Source organism: Paraburkholderia sp. BR13439, assembly GCF_040948805.1.
Taxonomy (GTDB): domain Bacteria; phylum Pseudomonadota; class Gammaproteobacteria; order Burkholderiales; family Burkholderiaceae; genus Paraburkholderia; species Paraburkholderia youngii.
Genome location: NZ_JBFPKN010000011.1, coordinates 1 through 18,377 on the forward strand (window position 1 = coordinate 1; position 18,377 = coordinate 18,377).

11 protein-coding genes are annotated in these 18,377 nt (G+C 62.6%); 10 read left to right on the forward strand and 1 reads right to left on the reverse strand.

The features are described from left to right. Positions 1-187: 187 nt before the first annotated feature. The 10 genes from tssB (at position 188) to AB3X96_RS21615 (ending at position 17,054) form a co-directional block, all read left to right on the forward strand. Entirely contained in the window at positions 188-721 is a 534-nt protein-coding gene (gene tssB, locus AB3X96_RS21570) for a type VI secretion system contractile sheath small subunit (RefSeq protein ID WP_368591303.1), read from the forward strand. Positions 722-767: 46 nt separating this feature from the next. Then, positions 768-2,270: a type VI secretion system contractile sheath large subunit gene (gene tssC / locus AB3X96_RS21575; RefSeq protein WP_176121500.1), complete on the forward strand. Its 1,503-nt coding sequence runs from the start codon at positions 768-770 to the stop codon at positions 2,268-2,270. Between the two features lie 108 nt (positions 2,271-2,378). Further along, complete coding sequence (locus tag AB3X96_RS21580) at positions 2,379-2,861, forward strand: type VI secretion system tube protein Hcp (RefSeq protein WP_176111536.1); 483 nt, start codon at positions 2,379-2,381, stop codon at positions 2,859-2,861. Between the two features lie 139 nt (positions 2,862-3,000). Further along, the gene (gene tssJ / locus AB3X96_RS21585) at positions 3,001-3,546 is read left to right on the forward strand and encodes a type VI secretion system lipoprotein TssJ (protein WP_368591304.1); all 546 of its coding nucleotides are present in this window, start codon (positions 3,001-3,003) and stop codon (positions 3,544-3,546) included. A 5-nt stretch (positions 3,547-3,551) separates the two neighbouring features. Then, entirely contained in the window at positions 3,552-4,901 is a 1,350-nt protein-coding gene (tssK, locus tag AB3X96_RS21590; protein ID WP_368591305.1) for a type VI secretion system baseplate subunit TssK, read from the forward strand. Continuing rightward, positions 4,898-6,232 carry a type VI secretion system protein TssL, long form gene (gene tssL, locus AB3X96_RS21595; protein WP_368591306.1) on the forward strand — a complete coding sequence of 445 codons (1,335 nt, stop codon included), beginning with the start codon at positions 4,898-4,900 and terminating at the stop codon, positions 6,230-6,232. Before tssK ends, tssL begins: the two co-directional genes overlap by 4 nt. 13 nt (positions 6,233-6,245) lie before the next feature. Then, complete coding sequence (gene tssM, locus AB3X96_RS21600; protein WP_368591307.1) at positions 6,246-10,211, forward strand: type VI secretion system membrane subunit TssM; 3,966 nt, start codon at positions 6,246-6,248, stop codon at positions 10,209-10,211. A 33-nt stretch (positions 10,212-10,244) separates the two neighbouring features. After that, entirely contained in the window at positions 10,245-13,247 is a 3,003-nt protein-coding gene (locus tag AB3X96_RS21605; protein WP_368591308.1) for a type VI secretion system Vgr family protein, read from the forward strand. Between the two features lie 89 nt (positions 13,248-13,336). Then, entirely contained in the window at positions 13,337-13,603 is a 267-nt protein-coding gene (locus AB3X96_RS21610; protein WP_176111993.1) for a PAAR domain-containing protein, read from the forward strand. Between the two features lie 16 nt (positions 13,604-13,619). Further along, positions 13,620-17,054: an RHS repeat-associated core domain-containing protein gene (locus AB3X96_RS21615; protein WP_368591309.1), complete on the forward strand. Its 3,435-nt coding sequence runs from the start codon at positions 13,620-13,622 to the stop codon at positions 17,052-17,054. On the opposite strand, the gene AB3X96_RS21620 is transcribed toward AB3X96_RS21615, so the two are convergent. Continuing rightward, positions 16,959-18,362, reverse strand: coding sequence for a GlcNAc-transferase family protein (locus AB3X96_RS21620; protein ID WP_368591310.1), 1,404 nt, complete (start codon positions 18,360-18,362; stop codon positions 16,959-16,961). The genes AB3X96_RS21615 and AB3X96_RS21620 overlap by 96 nt on opposite strands. Positions 18,363-18,377: the final 15 nt, after the last annotated feature.

The window sequence follows — 18,377 nt, forward strand, 5'->3', positions numbered from 1 at the left end:
GACGGACGGTCACCCGCCACGTCCGCGCTTCGCTCAACATCGCGTACGACTCAACCCTGCCTTCGTGGAACTACAGCATTCGCTCAAGGAACGGCGCATAGCGGGAAGTTATTTCGAGCGCGTTCCTAAGTGAAAACGAGCGGTGCCACCGCTTCTTATTTTATTTGAGCGATAACCTCAGAGCACTATGTCGGCTTCTACCAGTTCCCAAAAATTCATCGCACGTAATCGTGCTCCTCGCGTCCAGATCGAATACGACGTCGAAATTTACGGTTCCGATAAGAGAGTCGAGTTCCCGTTCGTGATGGGCGTCCTCGCCGACTTGTCGGGCAAGCCGCTCGAACCGTTGCCCGCCGTCGGCGATCGCAAGTTCTTCAATATCGACATCGAGAACTTCGATGAGCGAATGAAGGCCATGAGACCGCGCGTCGCGTTCGCGGTGCCCAACACGCTGACGAACGAAGGTCAGCTGATGGTCGATATCACGTTCGAAAGCATGGACGATTTCTCGCCCGCAGCCGTCGCGAAGAAGGTTAACGCGCTCGCGCAACTGCTGGAGGCGCGTACGCAACTCGCCAATCTGCAAACGTATATGGATGGCAAGAGTGGCGCGGAAAATCTGGTCAGCAAGGTGTTGAGAGACCCTGCATTGCTCGAAGCGCTTGCCAAGGCGCCGAAACCGGAAGCGGCAACCACCGGCGAGCCGGTGACCGACGAATGATCTTTGCTTTCCGCACGAAAGCACAGCCTGAAACAATGGGGAAATGATGGCCGAACTTCAAGCGAATACGCGCGCCAAGGCAACGGCGAGCGTGACCAATCAATCCGATTTCAATGCACTCCTGTCGCGCGAATTCAAGCCCAAAACGGAGCGCGCGCGCGAGGCTGTCGAGGGGGCTGTCCGAACGCTCGCTCAGCAAGCACTGCTTACATCGGCAACAGTGTCGGACGACGCCTACAAAAACATAGAGTCGATTATTGGGGAGATCGATCGCAAATTGTCCGAACAGATCAACCTGATTCTTCATCACGAAGATTTCCAGAGTCTTGAAAGCGCATGGCGTGGACTTCACCACCTCGTCGCGAACACGGAAACAGATGAGAAACTGAAGATACGCTTCATGGACGTGTCGAAGGACGATCTGCGCCGCACGATGAAGCGCTATAAAGGGATTGCGTGGGACCAGAGCCCGTTCTTCAAGCAAATCTACGAGGAAGAGTACGGGCAGTTGGGTGGCGAGCCGTACGGCTGTCTCGTCGCTGACTACTACTTCGATCACACACCGGCCGATGTCGACCTGCTGGGCTCGATTGCAAAGGTGGCGGCAGCATCGCATGCGCCGTTCATTAGCGGCGCGGCGCCGTCCGTGCTGCAGATGGACTCGTGGCAGGAACTCGCGAACCCACGCGACCTGACGAAGATCTTTACGCAAAACCTCGAGTACGCGCCTTGGAACTCGCTGCGCAGTTCCGAAGACGCGCGTTACATCGGCCTTGCAATGCCGCGTTTTCTTGCGCGTCTGCCGTATGGCGTCAAGACTAATCCGGTCGACGAATTCAATTTCGAAGAGGCGACCGACGGCGCGGATCATCAACGCTATGTATGGTCGAACGCGGCCTACGCAATGGCGGTGAACATCAACCGTTCGTTCAAGAACTACGGCTGGTGCACGCTGATTCGCGGCGTGGAAAGCGGCGGTGTGGTTGAAAACCTGCCGTGTCACACGTTCCCGACGGATGACGGCGGGATCGACATGAAGTGCCCGACGGAAATCGCGATCTCCGACCGCCGCGAAGCGGAATTGTCCAAGAGTGGCTTCATACCGCTCATCCACCGCAAGAACACTGATTACGCGGCGTTCATCGGTGCGCAATCGTTGCAGAAACCGGTCGAGTACCACGATCCGGACGCAACTGCTAACGCGAATCTATCGGCGCGTCTTCCGTATCTGTTTGCGTGCTCGCGCTTTGCGCATTACCTGAAGTGCATCGTGCGCGACAAGATCGGCGCATTCAAGGAGCGCGATGAAATGCAGCAGTGGCTCAATGAATGGGTCATGAACTACGTCGACGCCGATCCCGCCAATTCGTCGCAGGAAACCAAGGCACGTCGACCGCTGGCGGCGGCCGAAGTGGTCGTCGAGGACGTCGAGGGAAATCCTGGATATTACCAGGCGAAATTCTTCCTGCGCCCGCATTTCCAGCTCGAAGGTCTGACGGTTTCTTTGCGTCTCGTCGCGAAGCTGCCGCTCGTGAAGGAAGCCGCCTGATCCGGCGTCTACCGCTTATGCGGTGATTGAGCGACGGACAGGCGCTCACTAAATATGCCTGGCTTTCATTGAGCAACTCAAAACTAACGTGTACCAAGGAGTACTTTTATGGCGCAAGACATCTTTCTCAAGATTAACGGGATTGATGGTGAGTCGGCAGACGCTAACCACAAGGATGAAATCGACGTTCTGAGCTGGGGGTGGGGCGTTACGCAGCAATCGAATATGCACGTTGGTTCCGGCGGTGGCGCCGGCCGGGCAACGGTCGAAGACTTCACGTTCGAGCATTTCATCGATCGTGCAACGCCCAATCTGACGCAATACTGCCTGACCGGTAAGCACATCGATGAAGCGAAGCTGGTCGTGCGTAAAGCCGGCGGCAATCCGCTCGAATACATCAAATTCACGATGAGCGACGTGCTGGTTACCTCGGTGCATCCCTCCGGCGTCAGCGACAGCGAATCACGTCCCCGCGAAACGGTGAGTCTGTCCTTTGCTCGCCTGAAGCAGGAATATGTGGTGCAGAACGCGCAAGGCGGCAGCGGCGGTGCGATCACGGCGACCTTCGATATCAAGAAGAACAAAGCCTAAAGTCGCACAGATTCCTGAATCCTGACACCACCACTCTTTTGTCCGGTGGACAGTGAAGACTGTTAGCCAGGATGCCGGGCTGGATGCAGGCATCCTGGTTCATTCAGGACTACGTGCGAGACCTCCTTGATACCGTCAGATGGTTTCGATCTTTCTTTCTCGCTTCGCGATATGGCTGCGCATCGGGGGCTGGCTAGCCCTAAGCGGGGTCGGCGCATGGCTGTCCGGGTGCGCTGGCGCGCCGGCTCCCGTTATCAAGGAGCGAACGACCCTCCGGCTTCAGATCGCGGCAAACGAGAACGTCAATCCGAACGAGTGGGGAACGGCGGCGCCGATCCTCGTGCGGATCTACGAACTGAAGTCAACCACCGCGTTTCAAACCGCCGACTTTTTCACGCTGCAAAGCGACGACAAAAAAATCCTTGGCGACGACGCGCTGATCGTCGACGAATTCATTCTGCGTCCCGGCGACACCCGCGAGATCGTCCGCAAGTCGAATGTCGCCACTACCGCAATTGGCGTGCTGGCCGGCTACCGGGATCTCGGGAAATCAGTCTGGCGCGGGGTGTACCGGTTGCCAGTCGCGCCCGACGCCGCATGGTACAGGATGGCTCTTCCAGACAAGGAACAGAAGCTGACGATCCAGCTTGACCAGCGCACTGTTTCGATTTCAAAGTCAGACTAATATCGATGAGTTGGTATAGCAAAGTTGTTTGGAGCGAGGGACTTTTCCTGCGCCCGCAATTGTTTCAGCAGCAGGAACGATATTTCGAGTCGTTCGCCCATCGCCGCAGTGCGCCGCTGAGCCCGTTTTTCTGGGGTTTCAGCCGTTATGAAATCGATCAGGAATCGCTCGCGTTCGGCAAGCTGGTATTCAAAAGCGGGCTCGGCGTATTTCCGGACGGTACGCCGTTCGAGGTGCCGGGTCTGACGCAGCCTCCGCCCCCACTGACGATCGGACCGGAACATCAGGAGCAGGTGATTTACCTGGCGATCCCGCTTCGCCTGCCGAATACCGAGGAAACCGCCTTCACCGAGCAGAGCGGATCGCTGGCCCGTTACCATGCGTACGACACGGAACTGCGCGACAGCAATGCGATCGGCCAGGGCCCGAAGCCCGTCCAACTGTCGAATCTGCGCCTGCGGCTGTTGCCCGAGAAAGAGCTGACACAGTCCTGGATTGGTGTTGCGCTGACGCGCGTGAAGGCGCTGCACGCGGACGGCGCCGTGTCGCTGCACAGCACCGACCACATTCCGCCCGTGACCGGCTACGGCGCGAATCCACTGCTGCGCGAATGGGCGATGCAGCTGCACGGCCTCGCGCGGCTACGCGCCGACGCGCTCGCCGCTCGTCTGTCAGGTGCCGATGGCCGTTCGGGCGCGGCGGCCGAAGTGGCCGACTATCTGCTGCTCCAGGTGCTCAATCGCTATGAGCCGCTGCTCGAACATATTTGCCAGCTCGAGGAGACAGCGCCGGTAGACCTGTATCGCGAGCTCGCGCTTTTTGCCGGCGAGCTTTCGACCTTCGTGCGTCCACAAACGCGTCGTCCGCGGCCGGCTCCAGGCTATGACCACGCGCAGCTCTACAGCAGTATCAGGCCGCTCGTCGAGGAGGTTCACTATCTGTTGAACCAGGTGTTGATTCGCGGTGCGCAGCCGATTGCGCTTACGGAGCAGGCGCACGGCATCCGCACGGCCGCCATGTTGCCGAACGAACTGGCAGGCTATTCGAGCCTCGTGCTCGCGGTGGGCGCTCAGATGCCTTCCGAATTGCTGCAGCAGCAGTTTCTTGCCCAAACGAAGATCAGCCATCCACAGCGCTTGCCGGAATTGATCCGTTCGCACCTGCCGGGTCTGACCATAGCCGCGCTGCCGGTTCCTCCGCGCCAGATTCCGTTCAACTCGGGCTTTATATATTTCGAACTGTCGCGTACCGGACCGTTCTGGGAGCAGATTGCACGGCACGGAGGGCTTGCCATGCATGTCGCCGGACACTTCCCGGAACTCAAGCTTGAACTGTGGGGCGTGCGTCAAAAATGAGTACCGGCGCATACGGGGATGATGCGTTCGACTTTCTGCTGAACCCCGAGAACTCCGCTTCTGGCCAGAGCCAGCCGTCTGGATTGCCCGCTGGCCGTCCCACAACCGCGGCCGCCGCCAATCAGGAACCGGTCGTCGATGCGACCGCCTTCGATCCGCCGGAAGAGGTGCAGACGCGTCTCGAGCGCATGAAGACCGCGCGCAATCCGTTGCGTGAAGCCGCACAGCCTTTGTTGCGCATGCTGGCGGACATGCCGGCTTCGCTCGATTCGTTGGCCCCGGTCGCGAGCTTGCGCTCGCTGCTGGTGCGTGAGGTCGCCGCATTCCAGAAAGTCTGCGACAAAGCAGGTTTGCCGTGGAAACATGTGGCGGCTGTTCGTTACGCGCTGTGCACCGCGCTCGACGAAGCCGCCAACCGCACGCGTTGGGGGAGCGGTGGCATCTGGGCCGCACGGGGTTTGTTGCTGAACTTCGAAGGAGAAGTGGACGGTGGCGAGAAGTTCTTCCTGCTGATCGGCCGCATGGCAACCGACCCTCAGGAGTACATCGACGTACTCGAGGTGCTGTATCGCATTCTCAGCCTGGGATTCGAAGGACGCTACAGCGTTGCCGCGGACGGTCCACGTCATCTGGAGCAGATCCGGCAGCGGATGCTGACACTCATCAGCGGCACGCGCGACACGCTGCGGCTCGAACTGTCGCCGCATTGGCGCGGCGAGGAGCCGGGCAAGATGCGGCTGCTGAAAAGCGTGCCGGTCTGGGCGACGGCGGGCGTCGCCGCGCTATGCGTGTTCTCGTTGTTCGCCTGGTACGAGTATCGACTTCTGGCGCAAAGCAATGCGCTGCAAGCAAAGATTCTCGCGATCGGAGTGCCGATCAAGGTCGCGGCTCCGGTCGTTCACGAGCGCTTGCGCCTGTCCGTTCTGCTGAAGGACGAGATTGCTCGCGGCCAGGTCATGGTCGAAGAGAACGAGCGCAGCAGCCGGGTCGTGTTTCGTGGCGACTACGTGTTTCTTCCGGAGCAAAGCCGCATTCGCCCGGAACTGGATCCAGTGCTGAGCAGGGTTGCGCAGGAGGTCGCGCGGGTCGGCGGCCACGTCACGGTGACCGGGCACACCGACAACCAGCCGATCCACACGGCGGAGTTTCCCGACAACCGGGTGTTATCGGAACAGCGCGCGGCGTTCGTCGCCGACGTATTGAAGGCGCACGGCGTGCCTGCCAATCGCATCCTGGCCGTCGGCAAGGGCGATGCACAACCTGTCGCGGACAACACTACAGCGGAAGGTCGTTCCCGCAATCGACGCGTGGAAGTCTTCGTCACGCACTAACGGGAAAGCCTTGATGTCTTATTTGAACCGCTTATCGAAACTGGTGCTGACGCGCCAGACGCTGGTGTTCGCCGCGATCCTCGTGGCGGCTGTGGCTGTCTGGTTCGTGGGGCCTCTGATCGCTTTTGGCGACTACCGGCCGCTCGACAGCGTGTTCTCGCGCGCGCTGTCGATCGTCGTGCTGTTGTTGCTGCTGCTGTTCTGGCTGCTCGGCTGGTCGTCGGGTGTCATCGGCGTCGCGTTGCTGTGTGTCGCGCTCTGGTATTTCGGACCGATACTCGCGTTCGGCGAAACGCATCCGCTCGGCACCACATGGTCCCGCGTGCTGCTGATCTCGGTGCTGCTTGCCTGCTACGCGATCTATGGGCTGTATCGCCTGTGGCGGGCAGTGCGCAGCGACGACGTGCTGCTGCAGCGCGTTCTGAACCCGTTCACGAAGAAGTCGGCCGCGACCCCTGTCGCACGTGACGAAATCCGCGCGCTTCACGCGGTCGTCGCGAAGGCCATCGACAAACTCAAACGCATGCGCGGCGGACCGGCGGGGCTGCGTCGTCTGTTCGAAAGCCAGCGCTATCTGTACGAACTTCCGTGGTACATGGTGGTGGGCTCGCCGGGCGCCGGCAAGACGACGTTGGTCCTGAACTCGGGTCTGGACTTTCCGGAGGCGGAACAGATGGCCGCGGCGTCGCTGAGAGGCCGCGTCGAAACTGAGAATTGCGACTGGTGGTTCGCGAACGAGGCGGTGCTGATCGATACCGCTGGCCGTTATACGGTTCAGGACGCAGCATCGCAAGACGCCGCGAAGATCGACGCCAAACCGGAAGACCTGAAGAGCGCGAACGAGGCCGAATGGCGCGGCTTTCTCGGATTGCTTCGCAAGCGGCGCCCGCGCGCGCCGATCAACGGTGCGCTGCTGGCCGTTTCGGTCGAAGAGTTGTTGACGCGCCCCGCGTCCGAACGAAAGGCGCTCGCCGCGTCGATGCGCGCGCGGCTTGGCGAGCTGCGCCAGCAGTTAGGGATTCGATTCCCCGTCTACGTACTCGTCACGAAGCTCGATTTGCTGCCCGGCTTCGGGGAGTATTTCCAGTCGTTGACAGCGGAGAGCCGCGCGCAGATTTTCGGCTTCACACTGCCTTATCAGGAGGAGCCGGAACAACACGGCCGCGACACATTGCGCGTGGCCTGCGCGGCCGAGATGCGTGAGCTGGAGCAGGGACTCGAAGACAGCATCAACTCGAGGCTGCAAGAGGTGTACGAGGTCGATCTGCGCAAGAAGCTTTATGCGTTGCCGTCTGAATTTCGTAGCCTGTGCGCGGAACTCAATGAACTGCTCGCGCTGGTGTTTCTCGATTCGAAATACGACGATACACAATTGAACAGCACGTTGCGCGGCGTCTATTTCACGAGCGCGGCGCAAACTCACGAGGCCGTGTCCGCCGACAGCACCACACTGTTGCAGCGGCTGCGTCGCGGGCTTGCGGGTTTGTTCGGCGCCGCGCCGAAAACGGTCTCGCCGTCATCCGGTGGCGCTACGCCTACCGCCTATCGCGGCTATTTCTTGCGCAATCTGTTTCAGCACGTGATCCTGGCCGAAGCGCATCTGGTGCGGCCAAACCTGTACTGGGAAATCCGTTTCCGAGCGTTGCGTGTTGTCGGGCATCTGCTCGCGATCGTCGTCGCGGTGTGGCTAATCGGTGCACTCGTCGTTAGCTTCGGCAATAACCGCGAGTATCTTGCGGCGATCGACGCCAAGGCCAATGGGCTCGCCGCGCGGGTCCTGTCGCAGCGCAAGGCGCCGCAGCCCGGGGCGATGGGGTCGATGCTGTCAGCGTCGCGTGACCTGCCGCAGTTCGACGGCATCGAACTCGACAGTCCCGGTCTCGCATGGCGCTACGGGCTGTACACGGCGCCCGCCATCAGCGCCGCCGCCGGCGAGACCTACGACGGTCTGCTGAAACAGATGTTGCTGCCGCAAGTCATCGGCCGGCTCGAAACGGTGCTCGATACACAAATCGGCGCACAGAACGCGGACGGCGTTTATCGCACGCTGACGGTCTATCTGATGCTGTTCGACCGCTCGCACTACGACGCGAAAGCGATCAAGGCCTGGGTGCTCGGCGACTGGGAGCACGCCAACAGCGTCGCACCGCTCGGCGAGCGCAGCGTGATGGCGCGACACCTCGACGCGCTGATCGGGGAAGGGGTGCCCGCGGTGCCGGCAAAACCGGTGAATGCGCAGCTAGTGCGTCGCGCGCGCGAGTTCCTCGGCCGCAATCCGGCGTCCGGACGCCTCTACGAACGCGCGATGAACAGCATGGCGCCGGAGGCGCCCGAGAACGTCACGCTGCTGAGCGCCGCGGGTCCGCAGGCCACTACCGTGTTCATGCTGGCCAACGGCTCGACGCTCGCGCGAGGCATCCCCGGTCTCTATACCTACGACGGCTATCACGCGGTATTCAACAAGCGCCTGCCGGAATTTCTCGAGCAGGCGCGCAAACAGGACGCGTGGGTGATGGGCGAGGCCGATACATCGACGCGGTGGCGGCACATGGCAAACGGCAACGCGCTGCGCAAGGACAAGCTCGCCGACGATATCCGTCGCCAGTACTTGACCGACTATGGCAACTATTGGAGCCAGTTTCTCGACGACGTGAGACCGGTGTCCGGCAGCGAAGGCACGCTGGCGCCCGATCTGCAGACGCTGCGTACGCTGGCCGCGCCGGATTCGCCGCTGGCCAGACTCGCGCGAACCGCCGCGCGCGAGACGTCGCTGTCGGTCGCTGACGGCGCGGACGAGCCGTCGGCCGCCGGGAGTGCCATCAACGGGATCATGCGTCGCTCGCAAGCGGCGCGCGCCGCGAGCGCCGTGGCCGCAACCGCCACCATCGGTCAGCTCGCGCAGCAGAAGATGGAACGTGAACTGGTCGACCGACGCTTTGCCGCGCTGCGCGAAGTCGTGACCGGCCAGGCCGATAGCGGGAGCGCGCTGCCTGGCGGCAGCGGCGTGCTGCAGCTGGGCGGCGTCATCGGGCTGATCAACGAGCAGTACACGCGATTGATGACCGCCGGCGACGTGCTCGCCACCAACAGCATGCCGCCCACGGACGACCTCGGCGCCACGATGCAGCTCGAGGCGCAGAAGCTTCCGCCGCCGTTTCGCGCCGTGCTCGTGGGCCTCGCGTCGCAGTCGATGCGCAAGGTGGACCGCAACGTCGGCTCGCTGCTGACGATGCAGGTCGAATCGAGCGTTGGCGCGCAATGCCGCCGTGCTGTCGAAGGCAAATATCCGTTCGTCGCGAGCGTTCAGGAAGTCGACATCGACGATTTCAACCGCGTGTTCGCGGCGGGCGGCCTGCTCGACGACTTCTTCCACAAGACGCTCGCGAGCCGTGTCGATACGAGCATACGGCCGTGGCGCTATAAGCCGGTCAGCCCCGGCATGCCGCCCATGCAGGGACCGAGCCTCGAACCGTTCGAGCGCGCCGCGGCGATCCGCCAGACATTTTTCCGCGATCCCGGCGCGACCCGGATGTCGTGGAATGCGGGCCTCAAGGTCGTGTCGCTGGACCCCGAGATTACCGATCTGCTCATCGACGTCGACGGGCAAAGCCTGCGCTATGCGCACGGTCCGGTCACGACATTCCCGATCACATGGCCGGGGCCGCGCGGCGGCTCGATGGCCGGCCTCACCGCGAATCCGCGCGTGCGTCCGGACACGTCGACCGTGATGACCGAGGGTCCGTGGGCGCTGTTCCGTCTGATCGACCGGGGTCGTGTGACGTCGACATTGTCGTCGAGCCGCTCGGCAGTGGACTTCAATTTCGACGACCGGCACGCGGTTATCGAACTGACATCGGGCGGGCAGTCGGGACCGCAACTCACCGCGTTGCTACGGGATTTTCGTTGCCCTGGCAGTGGAAACACGCTGGCAAGGCGAACGGACGCGTCGTCAGGCACCGCATCGTCCAATGAGCTGTAGCGCCTTTTCGATAAAGAGAACTTAGAGGAGTGCATGTCAAGTAATCCCTTGAACGCGATAGGTGTGCAAAGCCGCGCAGTGACCGTATCCAGCGCGGCGATACCGAGGTGGCCGGCTCAGAGCGCGGACGGACTGACGCAGCCGGCGCTGCAGTTCATGTCACTGGAGGGCGACGAGCATCTCGGCAAGCTGTTCGAATACGAACTGCTGTTGCGCACGCCCGACGATTACACAGTGCCGCTTGCCGTCAGTGCCAACCTCGATCTGAAGGCGCTGCTAGGCAAGGAAATGACCGTCGCGATCGACCTCGAGCCGAGCGCCGATCCCGAAGCGGCTCAGCGCGAAATCACCGGACTCGTCGCCGCCGCGCAATACCTGCGTCGGGAAGGCCGCTTCAACGTCTATCGTGTCGTGCTGAAGCCCTGGCTGTGGCTGACCACCTTGACGACCGACTACAAGATTTTCCAGAACAAGACGGTCATCGAGATCATCGACGAGGTTCTGAAGGACTATCCGTATCCGGTCGAAAAGCGTCTCGACGTCAGCCGCTATGCGCTCGAGGGTGAGAGTCCGACCAACGAGCCGCGCGCGTTCCAGGTCCAGTACGGCGAGACCGACTACCACTTCATTCAACGCCTGATGGAGGAGTGGGGCATCTACTGGTTTTTCGAGCATGCCGACGGCAAGCACCGGCTCGTGCTGTGCGATCACATCGGCGCGCACCGCCAGTCGCCGAACTCCGCATACCGGACGCTCGCGTTCCAACCGCAGAACGGCAAGACCGACACCGAATACATCAGCGCGTTTTCGACGGCGGAAGTTTTGTGCACCGGTCACTATGTGACGAGCGACTTCGATTTCACGCGTTCGCGTGCCGACATGCGAGCGATCAATCAACAGCCGCGCGATACCAGCTGGAACCTGCTCGAGCGCTACGACTGGCCGGGCGACTACACCGACGGCAACCACGGTGAACTGCTCGCGCGTACGCGTATGGAAGCGCTGCGCGCGCCGGGCACGCGAGCGCAAGGCGAAGGTAACGTGCGCGGACTCGCGTGCGGGCAGACGTTTGGGTTGACCCACTACGACCATACGGCTGCGAACTGCGAGTACCTCGTGATCGGTACGAAACTCGCCCTGATTGGCACGCCGGATGAATCGGGTAGCGGTTACGAGTACACCTGCAGCAACAAGTTCGACGTACAGCCGACGAGCGAAGTGTTCAGACTGCCGCGGGAGACGTCGAAACCGATCGTCAGCGGGCCTCAGTCGGCTGTCGTCGTGGGTCCCGAGGGCAAGGAATTGTGGACCGACGAATTCGGTCGCGTGAAGGTCCGCTTCGTCTGGGATCGCTATGGCCGCAACGTCGAAACCGACTCCTGCTGGGTCCGTGTAAGCCAGGCGTGGGCCGGTCAGGGTTTCGGTGGCATCTATATTCCGCGCATCGGCCAGGAAGTCATCGTCGATTTCTGGAACGGCGACCCGGATCGTCCGCTGATCACCGGGAGTCTGTACAACACGGTGACGCGTCCGCCCTATGAGTTGCCAGGCAACGCGACGCAAAGCGGTTTTATGAGCCGGTCGATGGAAGGGGGCTTGCAGAACTACAACAGCATTCGCTTCGAGGACAAGGCGGGTGCCGAGGAGTTCACGGTGCAGGCTGAGCGGGACATGAACCGCCTGACGAAGCTCAACGAATCGCACGTGATCGGTGCCGACTACACGATCGGCGTGGCCGCGGCGCACAGCATGACCGTTGGGGCGACTTCCAGCACGGTCGTTGGCGGCAAGTATTCGATGAGGGTGAAGAATGTTGCCTTCCATTCCGTGGATCTTGGACAGTTCGTTTCGATCGGCGGGCTCGACGAGACTGCGGTTGGGGGTGCCTCCACTCTGACGGTAGGCGGGGCCCGTACGGTCACGGTCGGTGGCGCGTCAACGCACGCGGTGGGCGGAGCCTATTCGCTGTCGGCTGGAGGGGTGCTGTCCATCGTGTGCGGCAAGTCGTCGCTGACGATGAGCAACGATGGCGAGATCAAGCTCATCGGTAAGTCGATCCGCATCCAGGGTGATACCCGTGTTGTGGTGCAAGGCACGCCGCTGGACCTCAACCCCGGTGACATGGAATGCGGTAGCGCAGTGACGGTGCCGGTTCCTGTAGTGGTGCTTGATGCGCTGGACGTTCCAATTATTCCGCCGCCGCCTTCGGAGGAACCACTTCCGACGATAGATCCGCTTCCGACGGAAGAACCACCGCCATCGGAGGAGCCACCGCCATCGGAAGAGCCACCGCCTTCGGAGGAGCCGCCGCCGTCGGAAGAGCCACCGCCGTCGGAAGAGCCACCGCGGTCGGAAGAGCCACCGCCTTCGGAAGAGCCGCTGCCTTCGGAAGAGCCGCTGCCGTCGGAAGAGCCGCTGCCGTCGGAAGAGCCGCCGCCGTCGGAAGAGCCGCCGCCGTCGGAAGAGCCGCTGCCGTCGGAAGAGCCACCGCCGTCGGAGGAGCCACCGCCATCGGAAGAGCCGCTGCCATCGGAAGAGCCGCCACCGTCGGAAGAGCCGCCGCCTTCGGAAGAGCCGCCACCGTCGGAAGAGCCACCGCCGTCGGAGGAGCCGCCGCCTTCCGAAGAGCCCCCGCCTTCGGAAGAGCCGCCGCCGTCGGAGGAGCCACCGCCATCGGAGGAGCCACCGCCGTCGGAGGAGCCACCGCCGTCGGAGGAGCCACCGCCGTCGGAAGAGCCACCGCCATCGGAGGAGCCGCCGCCATCGGAGGAGCCGCCGCCGTCGGAGGAGCCACCGCCATCGGAGGAGCCGCCGCCGTCGGAGGAGCCGCCGCCATCGGAGGAGCCGCCGCCGTCGGAAGAGCCACCGCCATCGGAGGAGCCGCCGCCTTCGGAGGAGCCGCCGCCATCGGAGGAGCCGCCGCCATCGGAGGAGCCACCGCCATCGGAGGAGCCACCGCCATCGGAGGAGCCGCCGCCGTCGGAAGAACCGCCGCCGCCGATTGAAACACCGCCGGCAACCGGCAACGACGCGTAACAGCGTATTTCGCAGTACCGTGCAGCCGGCGAATGCCTTCGCGCATCGCCCTGCACGGTCTTTCAATTTTCATTGGGAGAAAATCGATCATGTTTCCAGCGGCTCGCAAAGGCGATGCAATCGGACATGGCGGTTCGATCGCCGGGGGTTCCCCGACGGTCTTCATCAATCAGATGCCTGCGGCGCTCGTCGGTATGAGCTCTGCCGTTTGCACGCTGCACCCGGGCTCCCAAGCTGTGGTCGCGGGTTCGGGGACGGTGTTGATCAACAACCTGCCGGCGGCATTGGTTGGCGGCAAGGTTTCGTGTGGCGCGCCGTGTTCCGCTGGTTCGCCAGACGTGCGCATCGGTTCATGATGACGACGGTAGCCACGTGACGACGGGTCTCGCGGGAATCGGCGGCGAGCTGGTCAGACTGCCCGGCGTCGTATTGCCCGTCGCCTGTGTCGGACCGTTGGTCGATCGCTGTGAGCGCCTCGGCGACCTGGTCGACCGCTTTCGAATGCGTCGTGCGCTGTCTGGCATTCTGTGCGGCTCGGTCGATGTGATCAGCGGCAGCAAAATCTGCCAGCCTGCCGACGAAACCGACTTCAGGCTGCGAGGCCGTCTTCCGCTTGCATGGTCGCGTTGTTATTCGAGCGCGCAGCATGCGCTCGGACTGCTCGGGGTTGGCTGGCGCACGAACTGGGAAGTCACGCTGCATAAGCGGGACGATCAACTGCTCTATACCGACGAATACGGCAGCACGCTCAGCGTGCCGTTTCCCGAGCGGGGGACACAGGTAATTGCGTCGGCTGCGCAATTGCACATCGCGCATCGGAGCGACGGACGCCTCGTCGTTGCGGATCTGACGCCGCATTACCGCGTGTTCGGCGAATTCGACGCCAACGGAATCGCACGGCTCAAATACGTCGAGGATCTGCGTCAGCAGCGGATCGGCCTGATCTGGGACCCCGACGGGCGCTTGCTGCGCATGCGTGGGACCTGCGGCCACGAGCTGCGCATGCACTATGAAGCGCGGATGGGACCGCGTCTGAGCGCTGTCGAGTGTGTCGACGGCGGTCCAACCGGCGCGCTGGTCCAGTACGGCTACAGCCAGCACGGCGAACTCAACGAGGTGCGCAACCGGGTCGGCGAAATCGTGCGTCGCTTTGCGTACCGCGATGGGCGGATCGTCGAAGAAGCAGACGCGCTCGGCATGGCGACACGCTACGAATGGCAGACGATCGGCGGCGCCGCGCGCGTGGTTCGACGAGTCACGTCGGAAGGCGCGCGTGATCGCTTCGCCTACGACTTCGATGGCCGGACCATTCAGGTCGGCGATGTCTTCGGCAACGCGGCGCATTGGCAATACGACGAGCAGGGCCGCGTGCTGTCGCACACGGACTTCGACGGTCGACGCTACCGGTTCGGCTACGACGCCGCCGTCGCGCCGGTCACACTGCAACTGCCCGGCGAGCGGGAGGTTCGCATCGAATACGATGCGCTCGGACGCGTCGCGTGCGAGACGGACCCGCAGGGCGCCACCCGCTCGACACAGTATGCGTTTGCGTCACGCGAGCCCGTGTCGGTCGCGTTGGGCGATGGCCGTGCGTGGATGTGGGCACGCAACGATCGCCTACAGCCATTGCACTATCAGACCCCGTCCGGAGAATTCACGCGTTTCGAATATGGCGAGGCTGGCGATGTCGTACGCTCGACGGATGCGCTGGGGACCGTCACGACCTTCGCGCATAACGCGTGGGGGCAGGTGACGCGTCGCACGGGAGTCGGCGGGAGGACGACGCGCTACGAGTATGACATCAATGGTTACGTCGTGAGCGTGACCGACGCGCTCGGCGCCGTCACGCGAATCGAGCGCGATGGCCTCGGCCGGCCATTGACCATCACGCGTCCGGACGGACAGGCCGAGCGTCATGGGTGGAATGCGGCTGGCCAGCGCACGTCGTTCGTTGGCCCGAGTGGCCGAAGCCGGCACTGGTATCGAGACCGGCGCGGCAATGTCCTACGCGCGGTCGACGAAGAGGGTCACGTGATCGTGCGTCGGTACGATGCACATGGGCGTCCGGTTCGAATCGAAGGCGCGAACGGCGCGGTGCAGGTGCTTCGGTGGAATGCGAGCAGTTGCCTGTCGATCTCGGACGCCGATGGCGTGGAACGCAGCTTCGACTATGCGGCTAGCGGGCAGGTCCGTTGTCTCACGTGGAAGGCGGGCGAGCAACAGCGTTGCGAAACGTTCGACTACGACCGTGCGGGCCGACTGACCCAGCGCGAAACCGCGCATAACCGCTATGTATATTGCTACGGGCCGGGCGGATTGCTCGACGGCGTGAACCGCGAGCCGACACCGGAAGGCGAGCTGCTCGGCATCGGAGCGGATGAGATCCGCTTCGAACACGACGCCGGTGGCCGTCTGATCGCCGAGCACGGCGCAAACGGCACACTGCGTTACACGTACGACGCCGCTGGACGCGTTGTCGCGACTCAGCTGCCGCAGGGGCAGGAGCTGCGTACGCGCCGCTTCGAAACCGGCGACATCGCGTTCATCGAACTGGGCGAACGGCAGATTGCGCGCTTCTGGTATGACGCGATGAGGCGTCCGGTTGCGCGCACGCAAGGTCGCTTGCGCACGCATACGGGCTTTTCGCCGCTCGGCTTGCCGGTGTGGTGGCGCTCGGTGACGGGGCGCGACGTGGATACGCCGGGCTCCGCGACAGAATCTGTCACCGAATTGTGGCGCGAAGCCGATTACAGTCCCGCTGACCTGATCGTCAGGACGGGCGGCGAAAGCGACGGTCAGATGTGGTACGACTACGACCGGCGTGGGTGTCTGTTGCGATCGGTGTCGGAGAACGGGGACATCGAGTATTTCACGTGGGACGCCGCTGGCAATCTGCTCGATACGCCTGGCGGCAGCTGGTTCCCGGCCGTGTATCCGGACCACCGGTTGCGGGAATGCCGCGGACATCGTTACGAGTACGATGTGTGGGGACAATTGGTGCGTAGAAGCGGCCGCGACCATACGCTATCGCTTGATTGGGATGCGGAGGGGCGCATCATCGCCGCGCATCGCAACGGCTATACCGTGCGCTACCAGTACGACGCAATCGGTCGGCGTATCGCCAGGCGTGTCGAATCCACTGCGTCGCGGCGCACGCAGCAGCTATCGATGCCGGAGCGCGACGAGCTCACGCGCTTTTTGTGGCAAGGGCACAGACTGATCCAGCAGCACCGCGCGATGGAACTGCGCACCTACCTGTATCAACCCGAGCCCGACGGCTCAACCGGCTTCGCGCCGCTCGCTCGCGTGGACCAGACCCTCGCCGATGATGGCGCGATTAAAAGCACGCAGGTCTATCACTATCACACTGACGTGGCCGGTACGGTCGTCGCGCTCACGGAAGAGACGGGCCGGGTGGTATGGCGTGGGCGTTATCGTGCGTGGGGCGGTCTCGTGACGCCGGAGTGGCAAAGCAGCGATGCGTTTGCGCAGCCGCTTCGCTATGCCGGCCAATACGCCGACGATGAAACCACGCTGTATTACAACGGCGCGCGTTTTTATGATCCTCACGCGGGCCGCTACATCAGCCCCGATCGCAACGGCGAAGCCGGAGCCAGTCCATACCGCTACGCGCCGAATCCGCTGACGTGGTGCAATCCTCTTGGCCGCGCGACGCCGGAAGCGTCTTCGTGCGTCGTCGTCGCGGACGCGTCATGCATCGATGGCGCGTCGGACCCGGCTCAATACGTTGCCGGCGTCGTCGAACAACTCCACGACGTAACTGGCTGGGACCCGGTCAAGTTCTGATTCGAAAGTCACATGAAAGTCGAGCCAGTCGTTTTTCCGGTATCGGGAAAGACCGCTGGCATTGACGGTTTCCCGGTGCAGTTGCGTCTCGCCGTTGTCGTAGATCACCACGGCAACCGACTTTGCGGCCGGCAACGCGTGCTCGACGCCGGGCGTGAGCACATGCCTGTCGAATCCATTCCGATGTATGCACACACGGACGTCGTTTGCGCGTAGCAGAGAGGCCTTCCATGTCGCTTCGTCGGGACGTTGAGAGCCCGGGACGGGCGGATCGTCATTCAATACCGACTGCTGAACTCCGCGCCACTTGAAGCTGATGCCCGCGTAGGCCTCGTAATCGGAGAGCGTGCGTTCGGCCCCGAGTCCATACTCGCCGAACTCGGCGTCAGCCAGCGTTTGTCCGTCGATACCGAGCAGCGCACGATTGCGCTGCAATGAGCGCTCGTTGCGCTCATGCCAGGGCTCGTCGATTTCACCCCGTTCCTTGGCCTCGTGACTGTGATCGTTCCACATCTTGACGCGGTAGGAACGCAGATATTCGTGCCACCCGATCAGCCTGTGCGGACTGTACAGGTCATAGCCGTGGGTGAATGCACGGACGGCAAGCGAAATTTCTTCGCCGTGAAAGAAATAGTCGGGATCGTGCTGGACCACTTCGGCAAAGTGACCGTCGGCAAATGCGAAGTGTGCGCTGAAGAAGCGCGAACGGACCGGGCGAGCCCGGGTTCTCCAGTCGGAAAGTGTCTTCGAGCGAAACAGGACGACCCCTTCCCTGGAAAACCTCGCATAGGCCAATATCCTCGGCTCGTCGCTCGATCGAGCATCGTCGTTTTCGGGGTCGTACATCGGAAGGTAAGCGGTCAGCACGGGTTTCGGGCTTTCGTCGCGCAGCGACTCCAGCATTTCGATTGCGAGCATGTCCCATCCGTCGACGAAGCGGTGGTGCGAGTCGAGTTGCAGCGTGTAGCACTCACCGCTGTATCGCTGCTGGACCAGATTGCGGGCCCAGCATGCGCCCTGCGTCATCATGTGGGGGACGTCGATCAATTCGATCTTCGCTTCACGATGACTGAGATGGTGGACGATCCAGTTGTCGGTCTGCTCGGCTCGCCATTCGCCAAAGCCCTGCTGCCAGAACTGGATCATCGTTTCGTCGTGCGCATGCTGCCAGCAGACGATGATCCGCAACAGATCTGGCCTTCCAGCTTTGTTGATCAAATCCAGCAGGGTGGGGACCAACTGCGGGTCGCGATAACTCGCGATTTGCACGAAGATCGAGTTCGGTGGTGCGACGGGTATCTCGGTCATGCTGGTTGCTTCTGG

Excerpts from the sequence above, each read along its gene's own strand:
- AB3X96_RS21605 (WP_368591308.1), top strand. The coding sequence starts at position 10,245 with ATGTCAAGTAATCCCTTGAACGCGATAGGTGTGCAAAGCCGCGCAGTG.
- tssK (WP_368591305.1), top strand. The coding sequence starts at position 3,552 with ATGAGTTGGTATAGCAAAGTTGTTTGGAGCGAGGGACTTTTCCTGCGC.
- tssB (WP_368591303.1), top strand. The coding sequence starts at position 188 with ATGTCGGCTTCTACCAGTTCCCAAAAATTCATCGCACGTAATCGTGCT.
- AB3X96_RS21620 (WP_368591310.1), bottom strand. The coding sequence starts at position 18,362 with ATGACCGAGATACCCGTCGCACCACCGAACTCGATCTTCGTGCAAATC.
- tssL (WP_368591306.1), top strand. The coding sequence starts at position 4,898 with ATGAGTACCGGCGCATACGGGGATGATGCGTTCGACTTTCTGCTGAAC.
- tssC (WP_176121500.1), top strand. The coding sequence starts at position 768 with ATGGCCGAACTTCAAGCGAATACGCGCGCCAAGGCAACGGCGAGCGTG.
- AB3X96_RS21610 (WP_176111993.1), top strand. The coding sequence starts at position 13,337 with ATGTTTCCAGCGGCTCGCAAAGGCGATGCAATCGGACATGGCGGTTCG.
- tssJ (WP_368591304.1), top strand. The coding sequence starts at position 3,001 with ATGGTTTCGATCTTTCTTTCTCGCTTCGCGATATGGCTGCGCATCGGG.
- tssM (WP_368591307.1), top strand. The coding sequence starts at position 6,246 with ATGTCTTATTTGAACCGCTTATCGAAACTGGTGCTGACGCGCCAGACG.
- AB3X96_RS21580 (WP_176111536.1), top strand. The coding sequence starts at position 2,379 with ATGGCGCAAGACATCTTTCTCAAGATTAACGGGATTGATGGTGAGTCG.